Source organism: Arthrobacter sp. K5 (genome assembly GCF_040448525.1).
GTDB classification, from domain to species: domain Bacteria; phylum Actinomycetota; class Actinomycetes; order Actinomycetales; family Micrococcaceae; genus Arthrobacter; species Arthrobacter globiformis.
Genome location: NZ_CP159279.1, coordinates 955,678 through 974,430 on the forward strand (window position 1 = coordinate 955,678; position 18,753 = coordinate 974,430).

16 protein-coding genes are annotated in these 18,753 nt (G+C 66.5%); 3 read left to right on the plus strand and 13 right to left on the minus strand.

Annotated features, from left to right (window positions below; translation table 11 throughout):
• Nucleotides 1-46: 46 nt before the first annotated feature.
• The 6 genes from yajC to pdxT all read right to left on the minus strand — a co-directional run bounded on the left by yajC (nt 47) and on the right by pdxT (nt 4,587).
• Nucleotides 47-442 carry a preprotein translocase subunit YajC gene (gene yajC, locus ABRP34_RS04155; protein ID WP_353713304.1) on the minus strand — a complete coding sequence of 132 codons (396 nt, stop codon included), beginning with the start codon at nt 440-442 and terminating at the stop codon, nt 47-49.
• Nucleotides 443-676: 234 nt separating this feature from the next.
• On the minus strand, nt 677-1,765 hold the full coding sequence (ruvB, locus tag ABRP34_RS04160; protein ID WP_003800680.1) for a Holliday junction branch migration DNA helicase RuvB: 1,089 nt from the start codon (nt 1,763-1,765) through the stop codon (nt 677-679).
• Complete coding sequence (ruvA, locus tag ABRP34_RS04165; protein WP_003800678.1) at nt 1,758-2,405, minus strand: Holliday junction branch migration protein RuvA; 648 nt, start codon at nt 2,403-2,405, stop codon at nt 1,758-1,760. The genes ruvB and ruvA overlap by 8 nt, the downstream gene beginning before the upstream one ends.
• Nucleotides 2,406-2,486: 81 nt before the next feature.
• Nucleotides 2,487-3,065 (minus strand): crossover junction endodeoxyribonuclease RuvC, encoded by a 579-nt coding sequence (gene ruvC / locus ABRP34_RS04170; RefSeq protein WP_353712373.1) that lies wholly within the window; start codon nt 3,063-3,065, stop codon nt 2,487-2,489.
• Nucleotides 3,066-3,096: 31 nt separating this feature from the next.
• Entirely contained in the window at nt 3,097-3,852 is a 756-nt protein-coding gene (locus ABRP34_RS04175; RefSeq protein WP_003800675.1) for a YebC/PmpR family DNA-binding transcriptional regulator, read from the minus strand.
• A 3-nt stretch (nt 3,853-3,855) separates the two neighbouring features.
• Entirely contained in the window at nt 3,856-4,587 is a 732-nt protein-coding gene (gene pdxT, locus ABRP34_RS04180) for a pyridoxal 5'-phosphate synthase glutaminase subunit PdxT (protein WP_003800673.1), read from the minus strand.
• A gap of 91 nt (nt 4,588-4,678) precedes the next feature.
• On the opposite strand from pdxT, the gene ABRP34_RS04185 reads away from it, so the two are divergent.
• Both ABRP34_RS04185 and ABRP34_RS04190 read left to right on the plus strand, forming a co-directional pair.
• Nucleotides 4,679-5,968, plus strand: a complete 1,290-nt coding sequence (locus ABRP34_RS04185; protein WP_353712374.1) for a MurT ligase domain-containing protein — start codon at nt 4,679-4,681, stop codon at nt 5,966-5,968.
• Between the two features lie 71 nt (nt 5,969-6,039).
• Nucleotides 6,040-6,717, plus strand: a complete 678-nt coding sequence (locus ABRP34_RS04190; RefSeq protein ID WP_139023287.1) for a glutamine amidotransferase — start codon at nt 6,040-6,042, stop codon at nt 6,715-6,717.
• 16 nt (nt 6,718-6,733) lie between these two features.
• On the opposite strand, the gene ABRP34_RS04195 is transcribed toward ABRP34_RS04190, so the two are convergent.
• Complete coding sequence (locus tag ABRP34_RS04195) at nt 6,734-8,026, minus strand: CapA family protein (protein ID WP_353712375.1); 1,293 nt, start codon at nt 8,024-8,026, stop codon at nt 6,734-6,736.
• A 99-nt stretch (nt 8,027-8,125) separates the two neighbouring features.
• Between ABRP34_RS04195 and ABRP34_RS04200 the strand changes: the two genes are divergently transcribed.
• Nucleotides 8,126-10,138, plus strand: a complete 2,013-nt coding sequence (locus tag ABRP34_RS04200; RefSeq protein WP_353712376.1) for a M3 family metallopeptidase — start codon at nt 8,126-8,128, stop codon at nt 10,136-10,138.
• A 68-nt stretch (nt 10,139-10,206) separates the two neighbouring features.
• On the opposite strand, the gene pdxS is transcribed toward ABRP34_RS04200, so the two are convergent.
• The 6 genes from pdxS to ABRP34_RS04230 all read right to left on the minus strand — a co-directional run bounded on the left by pdxS (nt 10,207) and on the right by ABRP34_RS04230 (nt 18,636).
• Nucleotides 10,207-11,133 carry a pyridoxal 5'-phosphate synthase lyase subunit PdxS gene (gene pdxS, locus ABRP34_RS04205; RefSeq protein WP_353712377.1) on the minus strand — a complete coding sequence of 309 codons (927 nt, stop codon included), beginning with the start codon at nt 11,131-11,133 and terminating at the stop codon, nt 10,207-10,209.
• A gap of 138 nt (nt 11,134-11,271) precedes the next feature.
• Complete coding sequence (gene pgsA, locus ABRP34_RS04210) at nt 11,272-11,892, minus strand: phosphatidylinositol phosphate synthase (RefSeq protein ID WP_353712378.1); 621 nt, start codon at nt 11,890-11,892, stop codon at nt 11,272-11,274.
• Entirely contained in the window at nt 11,882-12,469 is a 588-nt protein-coding gene (locus tag ABRP34_RS04215) for an HIT domain-containing protein (RefSeq protein WP_003800660.1), read from the minus strand. The genes pgsA and ABRP34_RS04215 overlap by 11 nt, the downstream gene beginning before the upstream one ends.
• A gap of 19 nt (nt 12,470-12,488) precedes the next feature.
• Nucleotides 12,489-14,498: a threonine--tRNA ligase gene (gene thrS / locus ABRP34_RS04220; RefSeq protein WP_353712379.1), complete on the minus strand. Its 2,010-nt coding sequence runs from the start codon at nt 14,496-14,498 to the stop codon at nt 12,489-12,491.
• A 149-nt stretch (nt 14,499-14,647) separates the two neighbouring features.
• Nucleotides 14,648-18,274 carry a DNA polymerase III subunit alpha gene (gene dnaE / locus ABRP34_RS04225; protein ID WP_353712380.1) on the minus strand — a complete coding sequence of 1,209 codons (3,627 nt, stop codon included), beginning with the start codon at nt 18,272-18,274 and terminating at the stop codon, nt 14,648-14,650.
• Entirely contained in the window at nt 18,271-18,636 is a 366-nt protein-coding gene (locus ABRP34_RS04230) for a hypothetical protein (RefSeq protein WP_353712381.1), read from the minus strand. The genes dnaE and ABRP34_RS04230 overlap by 4 nt, the downstream gene beginning before the upstream one ends.
• Between the last annotated feature and the right edge of the window lie 117 nt (nt 18,637-18,753).

An 18,753-nucleotide genomic window follows, 5' to 3' on the forward strand; every position in this document is an offset into this window, starting at 1 on the left:
GGCGGCTCCGCAGCCGTAGACAGCTGTGCTGCGCGGAAGCGGCGGACTAGATGTCCTTCTTGCCCTCGTCATTGAGGCGCCTGAGGGTTTCGTCCGGAGTCTCGTCGGCCGTGCCGGCCTTGGCCTCAGGGGCCAGCGGTTCCTCGGCCGTCAGTGCTGACGCGTCGTCGGGAACGGCATGGGTTTCGACGGCGGGTTCCACGATCTTGTTCACCGCCTGGCGGTGGACGGTGGCCAGGTTGCCGGGCGAGAGCTCCAGGACAACCTTGTTCTCCGCCTCATCAATCGACACGATGCGGCCGAACAGTCCGAAGCTGGTCATGACCTCGATGCCGGGAGCGAACTCCGACTGCAGCTTGGCCTGCTGCTGCTGGGTCTTCTTGTTGCGGCGGAACATCATGAAGATGAAAACGCCGAGCATGACGAACAGCAGAATGGTCATGATGTCGATGCCGCCGCCGGCCTGCGGCTGGGCCTGGGCACTAATATGTCCGAACAAGTGAAGTTCCGTTCTGTACTTGCGTAGCTGGTTGACAGCGACGTCCGCTTTGCGCCGCGCTGCCCGCCCAGACGCGGGAGACCGGCCGCAGGCGGCCCGCCGTAGCGGGACACGGAAACAAAGCCCGGACGTGCCGAGCGTCTTTCCAGTCTAGAGGGAAAAGCTGGGAAGGCGCTGCTATTGGGTGCTGGAAACCCATTCGGATGACGTTTCTTCGTCGTCCGGCCCGGCCTCGAAAAGGTCCAGGGTTTCCTGGCCAAAGACCCCCGCCGGTACGGCCAGCCCCAGGTGGGTCCAGGCCGGTGCCATGGCGATCCGGCCCCTCGGCGTCCTGCCCAGCAGCCCCTCCCGGACCAGGTACGGCTCGGCGACCGTCTCCACGGTCTCCGGTTCCTCCCCCACGGCGATGGCCAGGGTTGACAGGCCCACGGGGCCGCCGCCGAATTTGGTAATCAGCGCCTCCAGCACTGACCGGTCCAGCCGGTCCAGCCCGCGCTTGTCCACTTCGTACATGTCCAGCGCGGCGGAGGCCGAACGGGCGTCAATCTGGTCGATCCCGTGGACCAGCGCCCAGTCCCGGACCCGCCGCAGCAGCCGGTTGGCGATGCGGGGGGTGCCGCGTGACCGTCCGGCGATCTCGGTGAATCCGGCCGAGTTCACCTTCAGGTCCAGGAGGCCGGCGGACCTGCGCAGCACCAGCTCCAGTTCCTCCACCGAATAAAACTCCAGGTGGCCCGTGAACCCGAACCGGTCCCGGAGCGGACCGGGCAGGAGTCCGGCACGCGTGGTGGCACCCACGAGCGTGAAGGGCGGCAGCTCCAGCGGAATGGCCGTGGCGCCGGCGCCCTTGCCCACCACGATGTCAACGCGGAAGTCCTCCATGGCCATGTAGAGCATTTCCTCGGCCGGACGGGACATCCGGTGGATTTCGTCCAGGAAGAGGACTTCACCCTCGGACAGCGAGGAAAGTATGGCGGCGAGGTCGCCGGCGTGCTGGATGGCCGGGCCGCTGCTGATCCGCAGCGGCGCATTCATCTCGGCCGCGACAATCATGGCGAGCGTGGTTTTGCCGAGGCCGGGGGGTCCGGAAAAAAGGACGTGGTCTGCGCTCCGCCCGCGCATCCGGGATGCCTTCAACACGAGGGAGAGCTGTTTGCGGACCCTGTGCTGGCCCACGAAGTCGTCGAGGTTCTTGGGCCGGAGCGCCGCCTCGATGGCCCGCTCCTCCGGCTCTTCTCCCCCGGCGACCAGGGACGGCTCAGCCACGGCTGCCTACCCTGTTGCCCGCCCGGGCGCCGTCCTGGCCCAGCCAGCGCAGCGTGGTGCGCAGGATCTCGGCAACGTTGCCTTCGCCGGCAAGTTCCGGCGCGTCTGCCAAGGCCTTATCGATGCTGCCCGTGGCGTCCTTTTCGGACCAGCCCAGGCTGGTCATGGCGGCCACAACCTGCGGCTTCCAGACGCCTTCCGATGACGCAGCAGGCGCTCCCGCGGGCGCCGCCGTGCCGTGCGGAACCAGTTTCCCGGCGAGTTCCAGCACGATGCGCCCGGCAACCTTCGGGCCGATGCCCGGGACCTTGGTGAACGTCTTGCTGTCGCCGGTGTGCGCCGCTACCCGGATGGCCTCGGGATCGTGCACCGCGAGGACCGCGAGGGCGAGCCGCGGTCCCACACCGCTGACACTGAGCAGAACGTCGAAAACTTCCCGCTCGTCGTCGCTCGCGAAGCCGAAGAGGGTCAGCGAGTCCTCGCGGACGATCAGGGAGGTGAAAAGCTTCCCCTCCTCGCCGGTCCGCAGCTTGCTGAGCGTCTGGGGCGTGGCGTAGACGCTCATGCCCGCGCCGTTAAGGTCGATGACGGCGGTGGACAGTCCGACGTGCGCCACGGTTCCGCGGAGAAAACTAATCAAGGCCGGGGCTCCTGAACTTGCGCCGGCAAAAACCGACTATCCGAACATATCTACGAATACCCTAGCAAGGCCGGGGGACATTCAGCGTGCGCGGCGCGCCTTCGCCTCAGCCTCGGCCCAGGCACGCTGGGCCGGGGTCAGTGACTGGCTGCCGGGACTAGTGGTGGCTACGCTCGCGCCGCTGCCTGCCCGCCACGCGTGCGTGATGGCGAGGGCCAGGGCGTCCGCCGCGTCCGCGGGACGCGGCGGAGCATCGAGCCGGAGAATCTTGGTGACCAGCTTGGTGACGGCTTCCTTGTTCGAAGATCCGCTGCCCGTCACCGCCGCCTTGACCTCCGACGGCGTGTGCAAAGCCACGGGAATGCCGCGCCGGGCCGCTGCGGCAATCACGACGCCGGAGGCCTGGGCAACGCCCATGACCGTGCTGACATTGAGCTGCGAGAAGACCCGCTCCACCGCGAGCACGTGCGGCTCGTAACGGTCGAGCCAGTCGTCGATGGCGAGGGCGATCACCAGCAGCCGCTGGTCGAGCGTTTCCTCGGGGGACGTTCCCACCACGCCGACGGCCACCATGGTGGCCCGGCGGTTCTTTTCGACGTCCACTACGCCGATGCCGCAGCGGGTCAGCCCGGGGTCGATTCCCAGTACGCGCAGCGTCACGTGCAACCGCCCCGGTCCGCCACGCGGAATATCACTCGGCTTCCAGGGCTGCCTGAACTTCGTCGCTGAGGTCGGCGTTGCTGTAGACGTTCTGGACGTCGTCGAGGTCCTCGAGGGCGTCAACGAGCTTCATGAACTTCTTGGCGGCGTCAAGGTCCAGCGGCACCTCCATGGAGGGCACGAACTCGGCCTCGTCGGTGTCGTAGTCAATCCCGGCTTCCTTGAGCGCATCGCGGACAGCCTGCAGGTCCTTCGGGTCCGAGTGGATCTCGAAGGTGTCCCCGTTGTCCTTGACTTCCTCGGCGCCGGCATCCAGCACGGCCATGAGGACGTCGTCCTCGGTGAGGTCGTTCTTGGGCAGGGTGACAACGCCCTTGCGGGTGAAGAGGTAGCTCACGGAACCAGGGTCGGCAATGGTGCCGCCGTTGCGGGAGATGGCCAGCCGGACCTCGGATGCGGCCCGGTTCTTGTTGTCGGTGAGGCACTCGATCAGCAGCGCGGAGCCCTGCGGGCCGCGGCATTCGTACATGATCTCCGTGTAGTCCACGACCTCGCCGGTGAGCCCGGCGCCGCGCTTGATGGCGCGGTCGATGTTGTCATTCGGAACCGACGTCTTCTTGGCCTTGGTGACGGCGAGTTCGAGGCCGGGGTTTCCCGCGAGGTCCGGGCCGCCCATGCGGGCCGCGACTTCGATGTTCTTGATCAGCTTGGCGAACGACTTTGCCCGGCGGCTATCAATGATGGCCTTTTTGTGCTTGGTCGTTGCCCATTTGGAGTGGCCTGACATGCTTTACGCTTCTCCTCTGATCATGCGGATAAAAAGTTCATGCACGCGCTTCTCCCCTGTCACTTCCGGATGGAAGGAGGTGGCCAGCAATTGGCCGGAACGCACTGCAACAATTCTAGCTGTCCCCTGCAGATCGGCCGCGTGGGAGGCGTGCTCCTGGTCGGCCGGCTCCACCTGCGCCAGGACTTCAACGCCGGGCCCGACGCGCTCCACCCAGGGGCCGCGGATGAACACCGCGTGAACCGGCGCGACGCCGTCTTCGGTGGCGCTGAACTCCAGGCCCTTGAAGTCGAGGTCGGTCTCGAAGGACTCGCGCTGCCGGCCGAAGGCGTTGCGGCGCACCGTGATGTCCAGGCCGCCGAACGTCTGCTGGGGGTTGCCGGCGAGGTCTGCGGCCGGGTCGGCGATATCGTGCGCCAGCAGGATCATGCCCGCGCAGGAGCCATACACCGGGAGGCCGTCGGCGATCCGCTGGCGCAGCGGCCCGGCGAGGTCGAAGGCGCGCGCAAGCTTGTCGATGGCCGTCGACTCGCCGCCGGGGATGATGAGTCCGTCGAGTCCTTCGAGCTCGGCGGGGCGGCGGACACCCACGCCCGCGGCGCCCGCCGTCTCGACGGCCCGGAGGTGCTCACGGAAGTCGCCCTGCAGCGCCAGAACGCCGATGCGCAGCCCAGTGCCGGGCTTTTGGGGCACGCCGGCCGGGCGCGGAAGGGCGCTGGAAAGGGAATTGGTCATCTAAACAGCATAGTGTCCCGACAACGGGCAGCCGCTCCCGCCGCCGGCCGTCCGCCACATTGCATGCCGTTGCTGGGATATATTACAGAGCATGTTTTCCCTCAGCGTTCCGCTCGGCAAATTTGTTCGCCGGGTTTCCCGGCTCAGGGGCGGAGGCTCTGCACTACCCGGCCTGGTGGTCGAAAAAATCGACCCCGGCTTCATGCAGCGGACCCTGTCCACCCTCCCCCATGGCGTCGCCGTGGTCAGCGGCACCAACGGCAAAACCACCACCACGAAGATGGTGGTGGAACTGCTGGAAAGCCAGGGCCTGAAGGTGTTCACCAACCGCACCGGAAGCAACTTCACCCGGGGCGTGGCCGCCGCACTGCTCGGCGACGTCGACTGGCGCGGACGGCTCGACGCCGATATCGCCGTGCTGGAACTCGACGAGGCCCACGCCGTGCACTTCGTCAACCGCGTCCCGCCGCGCTACAGCCTGCTGCTGAACGTCCTCCGCGACCAGCTGGACCGTTTCGGTGAGATCGACAAGACCGCCCAGCTCCTGCAGCACATCGCTTCCAAGACCACGGGGACTGTGGTGCTAAACCGCGAGGACCCGCGGGTGGCCCGGATCGCCGACACGCTGCATGGTCCCGAGGTCCTCTACTTCGGCCTGGACGACTCCCTGCTGGGCACCTTCCCCAGCGACGATGAACTCCGGGCCGGGCCGGGCAGCCCCGTGCCTGCGGTGCCGGACCGGCCGCAGGCCGACGTCGTCCTTCGCCGGGTGGGTGCCGATGACGCCGATTTTGAGTACGACGGCGCCACTGTCACCACCGGGATGAAGCTCCGCGGCGTCTACAACATCTTCAACGCCGCGGCTGCGCTGGCCCTGGCCCGCAGCATCTGTGGCAGCGGCGCCGCCACGGCGGACCACAGCACCCTGCTGAAGGCCCTGTCCGAGGTGGCCCCGGCGTTCGGGCGCGGCGAAAGCCTCACGGTGGACGGGCTCCCGCTGGATCTGGTCCTGGTCAAGAACCCGAGCGGCTTCCGGCTGGGCCTCAAGTCGTTCCCCTCGGGCGGCTACGCCACCATGATTGCCATCAACGACAACTACGCCGACGGCCGCGACATGTCCTGGCTGTGGGACGTTGATTTTGACTCCCTGCGCGCGGAAGGCGTGGACCAGGTCACCGGCTCCCGCGCGTATGACATGGCCCTGCGCCTCCAGTACGACGAAGTGCAGATCGGGGCGGTGGGCACTGACATCCCGGCCGCCCTGGCCGACTTCATCCGCAAGGGCAAAGGCAAGCCGAAGCGGGTCTTCTGCACCTACACCGCGATGCTCGCCATCCGCCGTGAGCTGTCCAAAATCACCACAGTGGAGGTGGTCTCTTGACCCCCGATTCAGGCACCGGTACCAGCGCGTCAAAGGGGACCATCCGGGTCCTGCAGCTGTACCCGCGGGAGATGAACATCTACGGCGACTGGGGCAATGCCCTGGTGCTGCAGCAGCGCCTCAAATGGCACGGTTACACGCCGGAACTGCTCGAGTACAACGTGGGCGACGAGTTCCCGGAGGGCGTGGACATCATCCTGGGCGGCGGCGGGCAGGACAGCGGCCAGCTCGTCATCCAGGACGACCTCCAGTCACGGGCCAGCCTCCTCAAGGGGATGGCCGAGGACGGCACCCCCATGCTGCTCATCTGTGGGCTTTACCAGCTGTTCGGCCGCTTCTTCAAGACCCGCTCGGGCCCGGTCATTCCCGGCATTGGTGTTCTGGACGTGGAGACCCACGGCACGGATGAGCGGCTGATCGGCAACGTCAAGGTCACCACCGCCGAATTCGGCGAGGTGCTGGGGTACGAAAACCACAGCGGCCAGACCACACTTGGCCCCGGCGTTGCACCGTTGGGGACGGTGGCGAAGGGCACTGGCAACAACAGCAGCGACGGCCAGGAGGGCGCCCGGTACCGCAATATCGTGGCCAGCTACCTGCATGGTTCCCTGCTGCCCAAGAACCCGGCGATCGCCGACTTCCTGATCCGGACCGCCGTCGAACGCAAGTACGGAACCTTCACTCCCGGCGAACCGGATGACCGCTACGCCGTCCTGGCCCGCGAGCACGCGGCCCGCCGGCCGCGCTAGAAGCGAACGGACCAGATCACCGCTCCTTGGTGACCAGCAGCTCGTGGGCTCCGGCCTGCGCCGCACCCATGGACTCCACCACCTGTTCGGTCCGCAGCCGGGTGTCGGCGTCGGCCGCGGGACTGGTGCAGACGCCCTGCGGGGCGTCCGCGGCCACGGAGCACCAGCGGTAGGGGCCGCTGACGATGACTGACGGCGCCCAGGCGACGTCGGCTGCAGTCCATGTGCCGGTACTGTCCTGGCTGAACTGGGCCCGGAGCAGCAGGCCCTCGTTGTTGACGACGTACGTGGGCGACAGTTCCGTCACGCCGTTGCCCAGCCCGTAGGCAATCCAGGTCCCCTTGTACTTTTCCATGGGGAGGACCGAATGCGTGTGGTGTCCATAGATCATGGTGAACTCCCCGCTGTCCGCCAACGCGTGTGCCACCTCCAGCTGCTGGGCGTTGGGGGCGCTGGAGTATTCGTCCCCCGCGTGCATGGCGGCCAGCACGATGTCCGCGCCCTGCTCCCTGGCCGCCTTGGCTTTGGCGATCATGGCGGGGGCGTCGAGCATGTCCACCTGCCACGGCTGTTCCGGGACCTGCCCGTTGAGTCCGTAGGTGCCTGCAATGACCGCTATCCGGGCGGCGTCCGTCTGCAGGATGAGGATGCCCCGGGACTCGGCCTGCGTCCGGTAGGAGCCGGTGTGCTCCAGCCCTGCGGCATCCAGCACATCCAGTGTCCGGGCGAGGCCCTCAGTGCCTTGGTCGACGGTGTGGTTGCTGGCCGTGGTGCAGGCCCGGTAGCCGACCGCCTTGGCGGCAGCGGCGATCTGCGGCGGGACGTTGAAGGAAGGATACGCGGAGAAGGGGCCACCGGGCAGGGCCACCGGCGTTTCCTGGTGGCAAATGGCGAGGTCGCTCTGTTCGATGTAGCGCCGCTGGCCTTCCAGCAGCGGACCGAAGTCGAGTCCCTTGACGCCGCCGGCCACAGCGTCCTCGTGGGCCTGCTGCCACAGCTGGGTGTGGACCAGCATGTCACCGGTGACCAGGACGGACGTGCAGCGGACCGCCTTGCACGCGGGGCCGGCACCCGGCGTGGGCGTCGTTTCGGCGCTCGGGGTGGGGGCCGCCGTCGGCGTTTGGCCTGCAGTGTCACCGGCGCCCGGCTGCGCCGCCGGGGCGGACGGCTGGCCGGCCGCACTCGAAGGCTGGCCGCCGGATTGTGGCTGGGCCTGCTCGGCGATCACGCCGCAGGACGTCAGCGCAACCATCAGCAGTGCGGCGGCGGCCATCGGTCGCACACGGCCGGACACGTTCTTGTTCCCCATGACCCCAGCCTAAGTCCGGGGCGTGCCGCCGGCAGGCATCCGGTCCGCAGAGCCCGCCAAAACATTGTGCGCCGCAGAGCTGCATGAAAGGGTTGCTTCATGACCAATCCCCTCTTGTCCCCCAGCGCCCTGCCCTTCGGACTGCCGCCGTTTGCCGACATCGACGACGCCCACTATGCCGAGGCGGTTGACGCCGGGCTCGCCGAACACCTGGCCGAGATCCAGGCCATCGTGGACAACCCCGAGCCGGCCACGTTCGAGAACACCGCACTGGCCATGGAAAGGTCCGGCCGCCTGCTGGATCGCGCCGCCGCCTCGTTCTTCACGCTGGCTTCCGCCGACGCCTCCGAGGCAATCAGGAAGCTCGAAACCGAACTGTCGCCCCGCTTCGCCGCCCATCAGGACGCCGTCTATCTTAACCGGGCGCTCTATGAGCGGTTCGACGCCGTGGATACCGGGGGCCTGGACGCCGAATCGGCCAGGCTTGTCGAGGAGTACCTCAAAGAGTTCCGCCAGTCAGGCGTTCAGCTGGACGACGCCGGCCAGGACCGGCTCCGTTCCCTGAACGCCGAGCTGTCCCGGCTGGGCACGGAATTCGGCCAGCGCGTCAAGGAAGCGATGAAGTCCGCCGCCCTGCTGCTGGACAGCGCCGATGACCTCGCCGGCCTTCCCGGGGACGAGGTCGCCAGTGCCGCGGAAGCAGCCCGCGTTGCCGGACATGAGGGCAAGTTCCTCCTGACGCTCATCCAGCCCAGCAACCAGCCCGCCCTGGCGTCACTGGACAACAGGGACGTGCGCCGGCGGCTCTTTGAGGCGTCCGTGGCCCGCGGCAGCTCCGGCGGAGACCTCGACGTCCTCGACCTCGTGAAATCCATGGTCCGGCTCCGCGCCGAAAAGGCCGCCCTGCTGGGCTTCGCCGACTATGCCGAACTCGTGGTGGACCGGCAGACGGCCCCGGACTTCGGCGCCGTGCGGACCATGCTGAACCGGCTGGCGCCCGCCGCCGTGCGGAACGCGGACGCGGAGGCGGCCGCCCTGGCCGAGAGCGCCGGCCACCCGCTGGAGGCCTGGGACTGGGCCTACTACTCCGCCAAGGTGCGGCGGGAACGCTACACCGTGGACGAGCAGGCGCTCAGGCCGTACTTCGAGCTGGACCGGGTACTGGCGGACGGCGTGTTCTTTGCCGCCACGTCGCTCTTCGGCATCACCTTCCATGAGCGCAAGGACCTGGCCGGCTACCACGAGGACGTCCGGATCTGGGAGGTCCGGGACGCAGACGGAACCGGGCTGGGCCTGTTCCTGGGCGACTACTACACCCGCGAAACCAAGCGGGGCGGCGCATGGATGAACTCGCTCGTGGACCAGTCGGCGCTCCTGGGCACCAGGCCGGTGGTCATCAACAACCTGAACATCTCCAAGCCGCCCGCAGGTGAGCCCACGCTGCTCACGCTCGATGAGGTGCGCACCGCGTTCCACGAGTTCGGCCACGCACTGCACGGCCTGTTTTCCAATGTCACCTACCCGCGGTTCTCGGGCACGTCGGTGCCGCGGGACTTTGTGGAGTACCCGTCCCAGGTCAACGAGATGTGGATCATGTGGCCGGAGGTGCTGTCCAACTACGCCCGCCACCACGCCACCGGGGAGCCCCTGGCCCAGGACGTCGTCGACCGGCTCAACGAGTCCCGCCTGTGGGGCGAGGGGTTCGCCACCGCGGAGTACCTCGGCGCCGCGCTGCTGGATCTGGCCTGGCATGTCCTGGAAGCCGACGGCGTTCCGGAGGACGTCCTCGAGTTCGAGGCGAAAGCACTGGCCGCCGCAGGAGTGGCACATCCCCTCATTCCCCCGCGGTACCGGACGGGCTACTTCCAGCACATCTTCGCAGGCGACGGCTACGCTGCGGGCTACTACTCCTACATCTGGAGCGAGGTGCTGGACGCCGAGACCGTGGACTGGTTCACCGAGAACGGCGGGCTCAGCCGGGCCAACGGCGACCGTTTCCGCGCCGAACTTCTCTCCCGCGGCAACAGCCGGGACCCGCTCGAGTCATTCCGCACGCTGCGCGGCCGCGACGCCGCCCTCGAGCCCCTGCTTAAGCGCCGCGGCCTGGAGTAACCCAAAAAACGACGACGCCGGCCGGTCACCAAAAGGTGACCGGCCGGCGTCGTTCTGCTTTGGAGCTGTTACCAGCCGCGCTCGGCGAGGCGGTGCGGCTGCGGGATCTCGTCGACGTTGATGCCGACCATGGCCTCGCCCAGGCCGCGGGAGGCCTTGGCGATGACGTCCGGGTCGTCGAAGAAGGTGGTGGCCTTCACGACGGCGGCCGCACGCTGGGCCGGGTTGCCGGACTTGAAGATGCCGGAGCCCACGAACACGCCGTCGGCGCCGAGCTGCATCATCATCGCGGCGTCGGCCGGGGTGGCGATGCCGCCGGCGGTGAACAGCACCACCGGGAGCTTGCCGGTGGCGGCAACTTCCTTGACCAGTTCGTACGGGGCCTGCAGTTCCTTGGCCGCGACGTACAGCTCGTCCTCGGGCAGCGAGGCAAGCTTCTTGATCTCGGCGCGGATCTGGCGCATGTGGGTGGTGGCGTTGGAGACGTCGCCGGTGCCGGCCTCGCCCTTGGAACGGATCATGGCCGCACCCTCGTTGATGCGGCGCAGCGCCTCACCGAGGTTGGTGGCACCGCAGACGAAGGGAACGGTGAAGTTCCACTTGTCGATGTGGTTCGTGTAGTCGGCCGGGGTCAGGACCTCGGACTCGTCGATGTAATCGACACCGAGGGACTGCAGGACCTGGGCCTCGACGAAGTGCCCGATGCGGGCCTTGGCCATGACCGGGATGGACACAGCGTCGATGATCTGGTCGATCATGTCCGGATCGGACATGCGGGACACGCCGCCCTGGGCGCGGATGTCGGCCGGGACGCGCTCGAGCGCCATAACGGCAACAGCACCGGCATCTTCGGCGATGCGGGCCTGCTCGACGTTGACGACGTCCATGATGACGCCGCCCTTGAGCATCTCTGCCATGCCGCGCTTCACGCGGTTGCTGCCCGTCACGCTGTTGGCGGACGAGCCGGCTTCGTTGCTTACATCAGGTGTAGACACAAAAACCCCTATGGGTAGCTAGATGACCTTCGCCGGCAGTGCAGGCGGCAAGGACATGCCGTTTTTGCACACACCGGATTACCGGATCCATTGACCGGGCAGTCCTAATACTAGTCCCACCGCGGCAGCCCGGCTTAATCAGGTTTGTTCGGAGTCTTCCAGCGACTGGACGCGCACGGCCAGGACGCGCTGGACCACCGTGACAAGGCTCGCCGCGGCCAGCAGCACCAGAGTCGCCAGCAGCACCACGGGCGGCAGCCCAACACCGGTCAGGCCGGTAATCACCAGGACCGAAACCAGCCGTTCAGCACGCTCGGCTATGCCCACGTTCGCCTGGAAACCGAGGGATTCGGCCTTCGCCCGGACATAGGAAACCACCATGCCAAGAACCAGGCAGACGACGGCGGCAATGGCTATGGGTATGTCTGCTCCGCCGGTGAAAAACCAGATGGCCAGGCCGGCAAAGAGGGCACCGTCAGCCAGCCGGTCCAGGCTGGAGTCCAGGAAATTGCCCCAGCGGCCGCCGAGGTTCTGCATCCGGGCCATGATGCCGTCGATGACGTCGGAAAAGATGAACGCCGTGATGAAGACGGTTCCCCAGAACAGCTGGCCCAGCGGATAGAACACCAGGGCCCCGACCACCACGCCGGCAGTCCCCACAATGGTGATGGCGTCCGGCGAAACGCCAATTTTCAACAGCCAGCGTGCAAGCGGGGTAAACAGCGCGGTGAAGAACCCGCGGGCATGCCTATTCAGCATGCGTCTCCCCGGGCCAGGCGTCGGCAACCTGCTGGCGGACCTCGTCGAGCGTCTGCGTGATCGCCTTGGTCTGGGCGATGATCGGGAAGAAGTTTCCGTCCCCGCCCCAGCGCGGAACGATGTGCTGATGCAGGTGCCCCGCGATGCCGGCCCCGCCGACGACACCCTGGTTCATGCCCAGGTTGAAGCCGCCGGGATTGGCCACCTTCCGCAGCACGCGCATGGCGGTCTGCGTCAGGTCGGCGAATTCGGCGGTCTCCTCCACCGTCAGGTCCGTGTAATCGGGGACGTGGCGGTAGGGGCACACCAGCAGGTGGCCGGGGTTGTAGGGGAACAGGTTGAGCACCACGTAGCTCGTGCGCCCCCGGTACACGATGAGCGACTCCTCATCGGTGCGCGCCGGCGCGATGCAGAACGGGCAGTCGTCCGCGTTCTTGAACTGGTGCTGGCCGCCCTTGATGTAGGCCATGCGGTGCGGAGTCCACAGCCGCTGGAAGGCATCCGGAACTCCGGCGAGGCCAAAATCGTCCGTCACTTCCGCGTCGCCCGGATAGCCCGACCCTGTGTTGTCCTGCACGTGTTCCCCTCCGCCGCGGCTAGCTGGTCCGGTTGCGGACGGCGTCCACGATCCGCTGGACAGCCTCGGCCACGGGCACGCCGTTGTCCTGGCTGCCGTCCCGGAACCGGAAGGAGACAGCGCCCGCCTCCGCGTCCTCACCGCCGGCAATCAGCACGAACGGGATCTTGTCCTTGCTGGCCGTGCGGATCTTCTTCGGGAATCGGTCCGAGGAGATGTCCACCTCGGCGCGGATACCGGCAGCCTTGAGCTTGTCGACGACGTCGAACATGTAGTCGTTGAAGGCCTCCGCGACGGGGATGCCCACCACCTGCACGGGAGCGAGCCAGGCCGGGAAGGCGCCGGCGTAGTGCTCGGTGAGGACGCCCATGAACCGCTCCACCGAGCCGAACAGGGCCCGGTGGATCATGACGGGACGCTGGCGGGTGCCGTCGGCGGCCTGGAACTCGAGTTCGAAGCGCTCAGGCAGGTTGAAGTCCAGCTGGATCGTGGACATCTGCCAGGTGCGGCCCAGGGCATCCTTTGCCTGGACCGAGATCTTGGGCCCGTAGAACGCAGCTCCGCCCGGGTCCGGAACGAGCTCCAGCCCGGAGGCCTCGGCAACTTCGGCCAGGGTGCGGGTGGCTTCCTCCCAGGTGGCGTCGTCGCCGACGAACTTGTCCTCGTTCTTGGTGGACAGCTCGAGGTAGAAGTCGTCCAGGCCGTAGTCCTTGAGCAGGCCGAGGACGAAGTTCAGTGTGGTGGTGAGCTCGTCCTTCATCTGCTCTCGGGTGCAGTAGATGTGGGCATCGTCCTGTGTCATGCCCCGCACGCGGGTCAGTCCGTGGACCACGCCGGACTTTTCGTAGCGGTAGACCGAGCCGAATTCGAAGAGCCGCAGCGGCAGTTCACGGTAGGACCGGCCGCGCGAGCGGAAGATGAGGTTGTGCATGGGGCAGTTCATCGGCTTCAGGTAGTAGTCCTGGCCGGGCTTGCGGACGGTGCCGTCCTCGTTCAGTTCCGCGTCGATGTGCATCGCGGGGAACATGCCGTCCTTGTACCAGTCCAGGTGGCCGGAGACCTCGTACAGGTGCCCCTTGGTGATGTGGGGGGTGTAGACGAACTCGTAGCCGGCGTCCACGTGGCGCTGCCGGGAGTAGTCCTCCATGGCCTTGCGGATGATGCCGCCCTTGGGGTGGAACACGGGCAGGCCCGATCCCAGCTCGTCAGGGAAGGAGAACAGGTCCAGCTCGGCGCCAAGCTTCCGGTGGTCGCGGCGCTCGGCCTCGGCGATGCGTTCCTGGTACGCCTTCAGGGCATCCTTGGTGGGCCACGCGGTGCCGTAGATGCGCTGCAGCTGCTGGTTGTTCTGGTTGCCCAGCCAGTACGCGGCCGAGGACCGGGTCAGGGCAAAGGCGTTGGAGATGAGCTTGGTGTTGGGCAGGTGGGGCCCGCGGCACAGGTCGCACCAGACGCTGTCCCCGCTCTTGCGGTCGACGTTGTCGTAGATGGTGATGTCCCCGGCGCCGACTTCGACGTTGACGCCTTCGCCGGCCTCGGCGGCGTCGTTCTTCTTGCCCAGGAGTTCGAGCTTGTAGGGCTCGTTCTTCATGGCCTCGCGGGCCTCGTCCTCGGAGACGACGCGGCGGACGAACTTCTGGTTCTGGTTGATGATCTTGAGCATCATCTTTTCCAGGGTCTTCAGGTCTTCCGGGGTGAAGGGCTCGGCGACGTCGAAGTCGAAGTAGAACCCGTCCGTGATGTACGGACCGATGCCAAGCTTGGCGTCCGGGCGCAACTGCTGCACGGCCTGGGCCATGACGTGGGCGGTGGAGTGGCGCAGCACATTGAGCCCGTCGGGGGAATCGATGGTGACGCCCTCAACCTCGGCACCCTCGGGAAGGGGCTGGTCCAGGTCCTTGAGCTCGCCGTCGACACGGGCCACAACGACGTCGCGGCGCTCAAAGAAGAGTTCCGCGCCGGTGGTCCCGGTAGTCACCTTCATTTCTTCGCCATCGACGATGAGGGTGATCTGCTGGGCATCTGACACGGGTGTCTCCTATTCAAAGTTCAGGCTTCGTAGCTTGTGGCGTACGGGGACCACAGCCAGCCTCGTCAATGTTATCTGTTGCGGAAGAGGCGAGCCAAAGCGCCACGGCGGCACCCAGCCGGAACGATTGGAAAAACAGATGGGGCGGGTCAGCTCCCCAGGCCGGTGATGGCCAGGTTCCTGCTGATGCCTTCCAGCGGCCCCGGCTGCCTGAACTCCAGTTCAATGCTTCCTGGTTCGCCGGTCCCCGGGTCACGGTTTCCCGCTTCGCCGTTGCCCCGTTCAGCGGTCCCCCGTTCAGCGGTATCCCGTTCAGCGGTATCCCGTTCAGGGAACGGCAGGGTGTCCACCCGGCTGAGGTCCCAGGCCATGCTGGCGCTGAGGCTGATGCCGCGCGGGCCGGTCCGCCGGGTTGTTCCCCGGATAAGCAGCAGCCGGGTGCCGAACAGCAGCGGGCCGGCGTGCTCCTGCGCCTCGTGGAAGAACACGGAATCCACGCACCCGGTGCCGTCATCGATGCTGATGAAGACCACCCGCCTGCCGCCGCGCATGGGTGGGGTCTGGGTGGCGATGCGGACACCGGCAACCAGGACCTCCGTTCCGTTGCGCAACCCCAGCAGCTTGTCCGCCGTGGTGACGCCAAGCCGGTCCAGGAGCGGGCGGTGGCTGGACATCAGGTGTTCACTGACATCAACAGCCATCAGGTCAAGTTCCGCCCGGACGTTCTCCACCATGGTGGGCTCCGGCAGCCCGGCCTTGACATTGCGCAACTCGACATCCCCCAGCGGCAACGCGAGCTGCCCCTCAATGATGTCGGCGCCTTTCTTTGCCGGCTTGCTCTGCAGGCTTTGCAGGTGGTGGACAAGGTCTGCCCGGTTCGCTGTCCCGCCGGATTCCCGGTGCAGGGTGTCAAAGGCACCCAGTTGGGCGAGCCGCTTGATGCTGGGCTTGCTCAGCCTGGAGCGTGCCCTCAGATCCGCCAGCGAGTCATAGGGCTGGCCTGCAACGATCCGCTTCAGCTCAGCACCGGACAGCCCGAAGATGCCGTTGAGGCTCAGCCGGATGCCCAGCTTTCCCCGGTCCGGGCCTTCCGCGAGGCGCTCCACCCGGTACTCCGCGCCGCTGCGGTTGATGTCCAGCGGAAGAATGGGGATGCCCATGCGACGGGCTTCGGCCACAAGGAGGCGCTTGGGGTACATTCCGGGATCGTGTTCCCACAGGCCGGCGAGGAACGCTTCCGGATGGTGGGCCTTCAGCCAGGCCGACTGGTACGTGGGCACGGCAAAGGCGGCGCCGTGGGCTTTGCAGAACCCGAAACTGGCGAACGATTTCAGGGTGCCCCACACCTTGTCCACAACGTTCGGCTGATATCCCCTGGCTTTGGCCTCGCGGCGGAAAAACTCCTCAACCTGCCCTTCCAAGACGTCATTGCTCAACGCCCTGCGGAATTCGTCGGCCTTTGCCAGCCCGCAGCCGGTCATCACGTCAAAGGTCCGCAGGATCTGCTCATGGAAGACCGTCACCCCGTGGGTTTCCTGAAGTACCGGCTTCAGGTCCGGGTGCGGATAAGTTTCTGGCGCGAAGCCGTGCCGGTGTTCCAGGAAGGGCCTGACCATGTCAGATTTCATGGGCCCCGGACGGAACAGTGAGATGTCGATGATGAGGTCGTTGAATTCGCGCGGGGCCATCTTGCCCACCAGCTCCCGCTGGCCCGGTGATTCGATCTGGAAGCACCCCAGTGTGTGGGTGCTTCTGATCAGCTCATACGTCGGCTCATCATCCAGGGGCACGGCATTGAGATCGATCAGGCCGTTCTCGGCAATGTAGTCCGGACCGCTGCCATCTGTTGCAACGGGGTGGGCTCCGGCTGCCACCACTTCAGCCTTGGAGGGATGGATGCGGATGATCTCCCGCACGGCAAAGGCCATGGCGCTTTGCATCCTGACTCCCAGGACATCCAGCTTCAGCATGCCCATGGGGTCCATGTCGTGTTTGTCGAACTGGCTCATGGGCAGGCCAAGGCCGCTGGGCTGGACGGGTGTCCGGTCCAGCAGGGTGGCATCACCGAGGATCACCCCGCAGGGGTGCATGGAGATGTGGCGCGGAAGCCGGTCCAGCCGTTCGGTGAGGTCCACCAGCAGGTCCAGCTGCTGGTTCTCCGAGAAGTTCCGCTGTTCCACCCGTCCGGCGAACTCGCGAAGTTCCGGCTTTTCCTCCAGTGCCTCCCGGAACTTCCGTGCCGAAAAGCGCCACAGCTGCTTGGCAATCTCGCCGACATCGCCGTCGTCCATCCCCAATGCCATGCCGGCGTCCCGCACCGCACCGCGAGCGCGGTAGCCGTTCTGCATGCTCATCAGCGTGACGCGCTGGGAGCCGAACCGGTCAAAGATCTTCCGGTAGACGTTGTGCCGCTCAGCGCTTTCAACGTCGATGTCGATGTCAGGCAGCGTTGACCGGTCGCCGGAGAGGAACCGTTCGAAGATCAGGTCATGCTGGAGGGGGTTCACCTGGCTGATGTCGATCAGGTAGTTCACCAGGCTGGAAGCCCCCGATCCCCGGGCTGCCGCCCTCACCCCCATGTCCAGGATCATGCGGGAAACCTCGGCCACGGTGAGGAAGTAGGAGGCAAAGCCGAGGCGGGCAATTATCTTCAGTTCATGCTGCAGCCGTGCGCGCATGTCCGCTTCCGCCTGCCCGGAGATGCCGGGGAACCGCCGCGTGATTCCGGCCTCGCAGCGCTGGGCCAGTTCTGCCAGCGGATCCCCTTCAATGCCGATGACGGCAGCTTCAGGCACCACCGGCTGCTTCCAGCCCATGTCAGACACGGGATCCATGCGGCAACGGTCCGCGAGCGCCTCGGTCTGCGCGAGCAGCACCTGGAGATCTGCGGCCCCGTAACCGGCAGCATGGATGACTTCCTTGCCCAGTTCCACCATTTGGTCCGGGGTTTTCAGCCAGCCCTGCCCGTTGGGCTGAAGCAGCGGGGCGGCGGACAGTTCGGGAAGCGACTTCAGGGTGCGGGCCGAATCCAGGACATCGGCGGTGGCCGCACCGTCCTCCTCGCAGTACCGTACTGCGTTCGTGAGCACCGCCGGCACGCCGTATTCCTGCGCCAGCTTGAGCATGCGGACCGCATAGGCGGTGCTTAACGGCTCCCCCGGAGCACTGAGGTGGGTGACGATCTCTGCCGCGACGCTTCCGGCCGGCATGGCGTCCAGCCAGGCCTTGAAAAGGGTGCGGGGCCGAAGGTACCGCCGCCCGCCCAGCGCGGTGCCGACGTCGGAATCCGGGCCCAACAACACGGTGAGCACCGGTTTCAGGGTTTCCGGATCCAGGACGCGTGAGGCCAGTTCGGCCCTGGTGACAGCAACGGGCACCGTTCCCCCGGCCTTGCCCGTGGTGCGGGCATGCGCGTCGGAGATCAGCCGGCACAGTGCTTTGTATCCCGCACCGTTGTTGTGGCCATGCGCAAGGATCACGACGCGCCCGGTGACTCGGGAAGCAGAAAACCGGGTTTTGGAAACCCGTGCACCGGCCACCCCGGGATCGTGGTCCCCCTCGTCGTCGAACACTGACAGATCCACGCCGACCACCGGATCAATTCCGGCAGCCATGCAGGCCTTGAGGTGTTTTACGGTGCCGTACAGGCCGTCGCGGTCCGTGCAGCCGAGGGCGGTTGCCCCCTGGGCAGCGGCTGCCTGGGCGAGTTCATCCGGCCAGGAGACACCATAGTGGGCGCTGAAGGCGGTGGACACGTGAAGGTGAGTGAAGCTCATGCTGATTTGTGCTGGAGTGCGTCTTTAGGCCGGAGGGCGTCGTGGATCCGGATCAGCCGCCAGCGTCCGCTGCCGGCGTGCCGCACCAGGTCAAGGGTTAGAGGTTCAGTCGGTTCTGCAGCCGGAGTTTCCGGCGGACTGCTTCGGCCGGCAGGCAGGACCTGCACCCGCCAGATCTCATGGTCCACAAGCCCGGGGCCGCTTCCGAGCGGAGCACGCCGCTCTTCGGCCCACCACTGGCGGCGTTCGTACCAGCGCAGGGGTTCAGCGCAGACCAGATAGTCCCTGCCGCCCCACCGAAGCTCCGCCGGCTCACCGGTAGGTGCGCAGACGACGTCAACAGACTCGCTGAACGTTCCCATGGGTGCCTCCGGATACCAATCTGATTCTGCAGAAAATACGCAGTCATTCGAATATGTATTCGAACGATTCCAGTTTACGCCGGGCGGGCGACAAAACCTAGATGGGTGTGGACGGAC

Excerpts from the sequence above, each read along its gene's own strand:
- ABRP34_RS04230 (WP_353712381.1), bottom strand. The coding sequence starts at position 18,636 with ATGGGAACGTTCAGCGAGTCTGTTGACGTCGTCTGCGCACCTACCGGT.
- ABRP34_RS04175 (WP_003800675.1), bottom strand. The coding sequence starts at position 3,852 with ATGTCAGGCCACTCCAAATGGGCAACGACCAAGCACAAAAAGGCCATC.
- ABRP34_RS04185 (WP_353712374.1), top strand. The coding sequence starts at position 4,679 with ATGTTTTCCCTCAGCGTTCCGCTCGGCAAATTTGTTCGCCGGGTTTCC.
- pdxT (WP_003800673.1), bottom strand. The coding sequence starts at position 4,587 with ATGACCAATTCCCTTTCCAGCGCCCTTCCGCGCCCGGCCGGCGTGCCC.
- ABRP34_RS04190 (WP_139023287.1), top strand. The coding sequence starts at position 6,040 with ATGAACATCTACGGCGACTGGGGCAATGCCCTGGTGCTGCAGCAGCGC.
- dnaE (WP_353712380.1), bottom strand. The coding sequence starts at position 18,274 with ATGAGCTTCACTCACCTTCACGTGTCCACCGCCTTCAGCGCCCACTAT.
- ABRP34_RS04195 (WP_353712375.1), bottom strand. The coding sequence starts at position 8,026 with ATGGGGAACAAGAACGTGTCCGGCCGTGTGCGACCGATGGCCGCCGCC.
- pgsA (WP_353712378.1), bottom strand. The coding sequence starts at position 11,892 with ATGCTGAATAGGCATGCCCGCGGGTTCTTCACCGCGCTGTTTACCCCG.
- yajC (WP_353713304.1), bottom strand. The coding sequence starts at position 442 with ATGACCATTCTGCTGTTCGTCATGCTCGGCGTTTTCATCTTCATGATG.
- ABRP34_RS04200 (WP_353712376.1), top strand. The coding sequence starts at position 8,126 with ATGACCAATCCCCTCTTGTCCCCCAGCGCCCTGCCCTTCGGACTGCCG.